The sequence below is a fragment of the Actinomyces sp. oral taxon 849 str. F0330 genome (genome assembly GCF_000239715.1).
GTDB classification, from domain to species: domain Bacteria; phylum Actinomycetota; class Actinomycetes; order Actinomycetales; family Actinomycetaceae; genus Actinomyces; species Actinomyces johnsonii.
In genome coordinates this window covers 521,524-527,664 of the sequence record NZ_JH470348.1, presented here as the reverse complement: position 1 = coordinate 527,664, position 6,141 = coordinate 521,524, and the positions used below count along the sequence as shown (strand labels likewise).

Below are 6,141 nucleotides of genomic sequence, written 5' to 3'. Positions count from 1 at the left end.
CGCGTCGAGCAGAGGCGCCATGGGGCGGCACCGGGCGGCCTCGTCCCCGTCGAAGACGACCGGGGCGTCGGCCAGCGCGGCCAGAGCGGGAACGAAGCGCATGACGGTCCCGGCCAGGCCGACGTCGATGCGTCCGACGCCGTCGGATCCGGTCTGCACGTGCAGCGGCAGGGGGGCCGGCGTGACGCGCAGGCGCGTGCCGGTCTCGTCGAGGTTCTCGAAGCGGGCACCGAGTGCGCTTAGGGCGGCGAGCATGAGCTCGGTGTCGCGCGAGCGCAGGAGTCCGGTGAGCGTCGTCGGCGCGTCGGCGACGGCGGCCAGCAGCAGAGCCCGTGCACTCAGCGACTTCGACCCTGGCAGCTCCACGACGGCGTCCAGCGCCCCCGCCGCCACCGGCGCCCGCCACGGTTCGTTCGAGCCGTCCGAGCCGGCGCCGGGGCGGTCAGTCATGACAGCGCCTCGATGACGGCGTTGAGGGTTGTCGATGGGCGCATGACGGCGTCGGTCAGGGTCTCATCGGGACGGTAGTAGCCGCCGATGTCCACCGGTGAGCCCTGGACGGCCAGCAGCTCGGCTTGGATCGTGTCGTTGAAGGCCTCGAGCTGCTGGGCGATCGGGTCGAAGACGGCGGCGAGCTCCGGGCTGATCTTCTGCGCGGCCAGCTCACCGGCCCAGTACAGGGCCAGCCAGGCGTGCGAGCCGCGGTTGTCGATCTGCCCCAGGCGGCGCGCCGGCGAGCGGTTCTCCTCCAGCAGCCGGGCCGTGGCGGCCTCCAGGGCGTCGGCCAGGACCTCGGCGCGCTCGTTGCCACTGACCTGGGCCACGTGGTGGAAGGCCTCGGCCAGGGCCAGGAACTCGCCCAGGGAGTCCCAGCGCAGGTAGTCCTCCTCGAGCAGCTGGCGCACGTGCTTGGGGGCCGAACCCCCGGCCCCGGTCTCGTACAGGCCGCCGCCGTTCATCAGCGGAACCACCGAGAGCATCTTGGCGCTCGTGCCCACCTCCAGGATGGGGAAGAGGTCCGTGTTGTAGTCGCGCAGGACGTTGCCGGTTACCGAGATCGTGTCCTCTCCGCGGCGGGCGCGCTCCAGGGACAGGCGCGTGGCCGCCACCGGGTCCAGGACGCGGATGTCCAGGCCCTCGGTGTCCTCATCGGCCAGGTAGCGGCGAACCAGGTCGATGAGGACGGCGTCGTGGCCGCGCTCGGGGTCCAGCCAGAACACAGCCGGGGCGCCGGTGGCCCGGGCCCGCGTGACCGCCAGGTGCACCCAGTCGCGAATGGGGGCGTCCTGGGTGGTGCAGGCCCGCCAGATATCGCCGGCGGCCACCTCGTGGGACAGCAGCACCGCACCGGGCTCGGCGCCCGCGCCCTCGACCGCGACGACCTCCACGGTGCCGTCGGCCGGGATGAGGAAGGTCTTGTCGTGGCTGCCGTACTCCTCGGCCTTGCGGGCCATGAGACCCACGTTGGGCACCGAGCCCATGGTGGCCGGGTCCAGGGCCCCGTGGGTGCGGCAGTCCTCGATGACGGCCTGGTAGACCCCGGCGTAGGAGGAGTCCGGGATGACGGCGATCGTGTCCGCGGTCTTGCCGTCCGGCCCCCACAGGTGGCCGCCGGCCCGGATCATGGCAGGCATGGAGGCATCGATGATGACGTCGCTGGGCACGTGCAGGTTCGTGATGCCGCGGTCGGAGTCCACCATGGACAGGCGCGGTCCGGCCGCGAGCTCGGCTTCGATGGCGGTACGGATCTCCTCTCCCTGGGCCAGATCCTCCAGTCCTGTCAGGATCGAGGCCAGCCCGTCCTCGGCGCGCAGGCCGGCCTCGGCCAGTACCTGCCCGTAGGTGGAGAAGACGCCCGGCAGGGCGGCGCGCACCGCGTGGCCGAAGATGATCGGGTCGGAGACCTTCATCATCGTGGCCTTCAGGTGCACCGACAGCAGCAGGTCCTCATCCTTGGCCGCGGCCACCTGCCGGGTGAGGAACTTGTCCAGGGCGACGGCGCTCATGAAGGTGGCGTCCACGACCTCACCGGCGCTCACCGGCAAAGACTCCCGCAGGATGACGGGAGCCCCGCTGTCCGCCGGGCGCAGCCGGATCTGCAGGGTGCCGGCCTCGGGGACGACGACGCTGCGCTCGTTGTGCCGGAAGTCGCCGGCCCCCATCGTGGCCACGCGTGTGCGTGACTCGGGCGACCAGGCCCCCATCGAGTGCGGGTGGGAGCGGGCGTAGGCCTTGACGGCCGCCGGGGCGCGCCGGTCGGAATTGCCCTCGCGCAGGATGGGGTTGACGGCACTGCCCTTGACGGCGTCGTAGGCGGCGCGCGCCTCCCGCTCAGCGGGCGTGCCGGGGGAGTCGGGGTAGTCCGGGACCTCGTAGCCCAGGGCCTGCAGTTCTGCAATGGCGGCCTTGAGCTGGGGCAGAGAGGCGGAGATGTTGGGCAGCTTGATGATCGTGGCCGTAGGAGACTGGGTGAGCTCGCCCAGGCGGGCCAGGTCGTCGTCGGCCAGGGAGAAGGCGGCCAGGATGCGACCCGCCAGCGAGATGTCCGCGGTGCCCACGCTCACACCCGCCCGCTGTGCGAAGCCCCGCACGATCGGCAGGAAGGAGTGGGTCGCCAGCATTGGCGCCTCGTCGGTCCAGGTGTAGATGACATCGGGCTGCACGGCCCGTTCTGACTGGGGCGACTGGTTTGCCTGGGCCGGACGGGCGGACGGGACGGTCATGAGTGCTCCCTGCGTGTCGATGACGTGTCTGCGCATGGTGGGGTGGAGTGGACAAGTCGAGGCTAGCCGTCACCTGTGACGTCCAGGTGACGGCGATGTCGGAGTCGGGGCGAGAATCGGCTCTGGCCCCGGAGGAGAGCCTCAGGCGGTCACGTAGCGCTGGCGGACCGTCTCCCGAGCGGCCTGGATCGCCTCGCGCTGCTGCCGGGAGTTGCGCATCCGCCACGCCAGGGATGGCTTGCCCTGGCGGTCGACGGTGGCCAGCGCGAGCCCGGCGCCCACGGCGGCCCCGCGCAGCAGGCCCGAGAGCGCCTCCTTGCGGGCCTTGGTCCCTTTGACCGCCCACACGGGGTTGTTGACGACCGTGAGCGGAACATTGAGCGCCGCCAGGATCGTGGCGTTCGTGCGGGGGGCCCGGCCGGCGGCCAGCCCCAGCCCGGCCAGGAGGCTGACGGCACCCGAGGCGCGGGTGAGCAGACGGGCGTCGGAGGCGAGCACCGGCGGCAGCCCGGCGCGCTCCAGGGTGGGGGCGACCTTCTCGAACTTCTCCACGTGGCGCGAGGGGCGCACGAGGGCGTCGAGCCCATCGACGATGAAGGGTGCAGCGAGCATCGGGCGGGCGAAGGAGCGCAGAATGTTCATGCCTCCATCCTGGCGTACGCGAGCGGCTCGGGCCAGCGATATCGCAGCTCGAACGTGGTGCGCGCCTCGCTGAGCGCGGACGGGGAATGAATCCGGGGCACCGCCCTGTTGCTCAGGACATGAGCACTCAGCAGCCGACCGCGCCGACGTCGAGCAGGACCGCTCGTCGCCGGTGCTCCCCGACGAGCGGCCCGCGCGGGCGCGACGACCGGCTCGGTGGACCCGGCGGCCCCGCAACGATCCGGATGGTCAGCCGGCCGGGCCACCCCGCTCCCGCTCCGGCCCGGTCCGGCACTATAACCAGCCCCCTGGGTCCCGATGACGCCCGGGAGACCCGGCTCGGGCTAGGCTCGTGGGCGATGACGGACATCGACGACCACGCAGACGAGATCGCCTTGGCTGAGGTGATCGACCCGGACGACTCCGCCGACGGCCTCGACCGGGCCCCGGCCGACGAAGACGAGGCGGCCCGGGCCGCCCGCTTCGAGGCCGAGGCCCTGCCCTACCTGGACCAGCTCTACGGCGCCGCCCTGCGCATGACCCGCAACCGGGCGGACGCCGAGGACCTCGTGCAGGACGCCTACGCCAAGGCCTTCGGCTCATTCCACCAGTACCGGCCCGGCACCAACCTCAAGGCCTGGCTCTACCGGATCCTGACCAACACCTTCATCAACTCCTACCGCAAGAAGCAGCGCGAGCCGCTCCAGTCCGACGCGGACGCCGTCGAGGACTGGCAACTACACCGGGCCGCCTCCCACGACTCGGTGGGGCTGCCCAGCGCCGAGAACCTCGCCCTGGACGCCCTGCCGGACTCCGACATCAAGGAGGCCCTGGGCCAGCTCACCGAGGACCGGCGCCTGGCCGTCTACCTGGCGGACGTGGAGGGCTTCTCCTACAAGGAGATCGCCGAGATCATGGACACGCCGATCGGGACCGTCATGTCCAGACTGCACCGGGGACGCCGCCAGCTGCGCGAACTGCTGGCCGACTACGCCCGCGAGTACGGCTACGGGGAGGAGGAGAAATGAGCGATCACATGGAACCGGGAGCGAGCGGCGAGAAGAGCGCTGAGTCCGCCAAGGCTCCCAAGACGGCCGAGACGGCGACCGGAACCCGGGACTGCTCCTGCGCCGAGGCCCGCGCCCACCTGGAGGCCTTCCTCGACCGGGAGTGCACCGCCGACCTCACCGAGCGCCTCGCCCAGCACGTGGCCGCTTGCCCGTACTGCTCGCGCATCGCCGACGCCGAGACCCACCTGCGCGAGATCCTGCGTTCGCGCTGCGCCGAGCAGGCCCCTCCCGAGCTGCGCGCCCGGGTTCTGGGTCGCCTGTCGACGCTGCGGGCCACCGAGGTGAGTGTGACGACGACGTCGACGACCCGGTCTGCGACGACGACCTCCTCCGGGCGGGTCGTGCGCGTCGTGGAGTCCCGCGTCGAGTCCTCACGAACCATTCGCGTGGAGGGCGACTGAGACGTTTCGTCCCGAGGTCCGGTTCTATCCGTTCGTGGCCGGTGCCGAGTCGCCCGCAGCGGCGTGTGGTCGCCTTCACCGGTGAATGCATGGCATGAGACTGGCCGGGCCAACTCGCCTTGTGCGACAATCGGCGGCGTTCCGTGCCCCCTCGTGGGGCAAGTCCAGACACGAGGAGGCAGTCATGAGCAAGCGCGGTCGTAAGCGTCGTGCACGTGCGAAGTCCAGCGCCAACCACGGCAAGCGCCCCAACGCCTGAGCCGGGTAGCGCGCCGAGCGCAACGCCCTGAAGACATAACACGTCGGCCGGTCACCACCGCGGTGACCGGCCGACGTCGTTCATGAACTGTCGTGCGGCCGGTTTGGAACCGGCCTGGTCAGTTCCGGTTCGTCACGGGTCCCTGGGCCCTAAGGCCTTGACGGTGATGAGACGCTGAGATGCGAGCCACGAAATACGGCCTGTGTTCGTGGTGAGGAGCATTGTTCGGCTCCTCTCTGGGGAACCGGTGGTGTCTCATCGGCATAGCCTTGCCGGCTCCTCTTCAACGACGGCGGTGTGACATGAACCTGAGGAACCTGACAGCAAAAGACCAGTGGACACTTTCCGACAACTCTCTTCTGCGGCGCATCCTCGCATGCTTTCTGGGAGAGGTGATTACGGCCGTCGGGATTGCGATCTGCTTGGAGGGCAAGAGCGGCGTCGACCCTTTCACCGCCTTCCTCCAGGGCATCTCCCACGTCTCAGGGATCTCCTTCGCCGCGATCGTCCCGATCGTCAACATCATCATGCTGATCCTCGTCTTCCCCTTCGACCGGTCCATCTTCGGGTTGGGGACGGTCGTCAATTTCACGATCGTGGGTGTCCTCGTGGACTACTTCCGTCCGATCTACCGCAGCTTCTTCCACGTCGAGTACTCCGTGGGCAGCATGCTCCTCCACCTGGCGATCGGGCTGCCGCTGTTCTGCCTGGGAGTTTCCATGTACATCACCTGCGACCTGGGCCAGTGTCCCTACGACGGAATCGCGCCGTCGCTCAGGCGCCACTTTCCGCGCTACAGCTACCGCGCCTACCGGCTGGTTCAGGACATCATCACGATCTTGCTGGCCCTCATTCTCATCAGGTTCGACCTCTCACTAGGCATCATCGCCCTGGGCACGGTCATCATGGGCTTCTTCATCGGCCCCATCGTCGGCTTCTTCAACAAGACCATCTCCAACCGCCTGGTGGGGATCAGCGGCGACATCTTCGCCGCATCCACGACGTCTAACGAAGGCTCCCCAGCGCCGGCCTGACTTGGTGGGGTT

6 protein-coding genes and 1 pseudogene are annotated in these 6,141 nt (G+C 69.8%); 4 read left to right on the top strand and 3 right to left on the bottom strand.

All coding sequences use genetic code 11. The features are described from left to right. The 3 genes and pseudogenes from HMPREF0975_RS14565 to HMPREF0975_RS02090 all read right to left on the bottom strand — a co-directional run. Nucleotides 1-450, bottom strand: a pseudogene (locus HMPREF0975_RS14565) (3-phosphoshikimate 1-carboxyvinyltransferase); the annotation flags it as partial. Beyond that, on the bottom strand, nt 447-2,723 hold the full coding sequence (locus tag HMPREF0975_RS02095) for an NADP-dependent isocitrate dehydrogenase (protein ID WP_009232461.1): 2,277 nt from the start codon (nt 2,721-2,723) through the stop codon (nt 447-449). The gene HMPREF0975_RS02095 and the pseudogene HMPREF0975_RS14565, both read right to left, overlap by 4 nt. A gap of 141 nt (nt 2,724-2,864) precedes the next feature. Further along, nucleotides 2,865-3,365, bottom strand: coding sequence for a DoxX family membrane protein (locus tag HMPREF0975_RS02090; protein ID WP_009232460.1), 501 nt, complete (start codon nt 3,363-3,365; stop codon nt 2,865-2,867). Nucleotides 3,366-3,724: 359 nt separating this feature from the next. Here HMPREF0975_RS02090 and HMPREF0975_RS02085 point away from each other — a divergent pair, with 359 nt between their 5' ends. The 4 genes from HMPREF0975_RS02085 to HMPREF0975_RS02075 all read left to right on the top strand — a co-directional run bounded on the left by HMPREF0975_RS02085 (nt 3,725) and on the right by HMPREF0975_RS02075 (nt 6,129). Continuing rightward, nucleotides 3,725-4,393, top strand: coding sequence for a sigma-70 family RNA polymerase sigma factor (locus HMPREF0975_RS02085; protein WP_009232459.1), 669 nt, complete (start codon nt 3,725-3,727; stop codon nt 4,391-4,393). Beyond that, a complete protein-coding gene (gene rsrA, locus HMPREF0975_RS02080; protein ID WP_009232458.1) occupies nt 4,390-4,836 on the top strand; it encodes a mycothiol system anti-sigma-R factor in 447 nt (148 codons plus the stop codon). The genes HMPREF0975_RS02085 and rsrA overlap by 4 nt, the downstream gene beginning before the upstream one ends. A gap of 184 nt (nt 4,837-5,020) precedes the next feature. Then, nucleotides 5,021-5,095 (top strand): 50S ribosomal protein bL37, encoded by a 75-nt coding sequence (locus tag HMPREF0975_RS17260; RefSeq protein WP_370538935.1) that lies wholly within the window; start codon nt 5,021-5,023, stop codon nt 5,093-5,095. 302 nt (nt 5,096-5,397) lie between these two features. After that, nucleotides 5,398-6,129, top strand: a complete 732-nt coding sequence (locus tag HMPREF0975_RS02075; RefSeq protein WP_009232456.1) for a YczE/YyaS/YitT family protein — start codon at nt 5,398-5,400, stop codon at nt 6,127-6,129. Nucleotides 6,130-6,141: the final 12 nt, after the last annotated feature.

Bases quoted from the DNA above. Each gene is read 5' to 3' on its own strand.
- HMPREF0975_RS02075 (WP_009232456.1), top strand. From the start codon at position 5,398: ATGAACCTGAGGAACCTGACAGCAAAAGACCAGTGGACACTTTCCGAC.
- HMPREF0975_RS02095 (WP_009232461.1), bottom strand. From the start codon at position 2,723: ATGACCGTCCCGTCCGCCCGTCCGGCCCAGGCAAACCAGTCGCCCCAG.
- rsrA (WP_009232458.1), top strand. From the start codon at position 4,390: ATGAGCGATCACATGGAACCGGGAGCGAGCGGCGAGAAGAGCGCTGAG.
- HMPREF0975_RS02090 (WP_009232460.1), bottom strand. From the start codon at position 3,365: ATGAACATTCTGCGCTCCTTCGCCCGCCCGATGCTCGCTGCACCCTTC.
- HMPREF0975_RS02085 (WP_009232459.1), top strand. From the start codon at position 3,725: ATGACGGACATCGACGACCACGCAGACGAGATCGCCTTGGCTGAGGTG.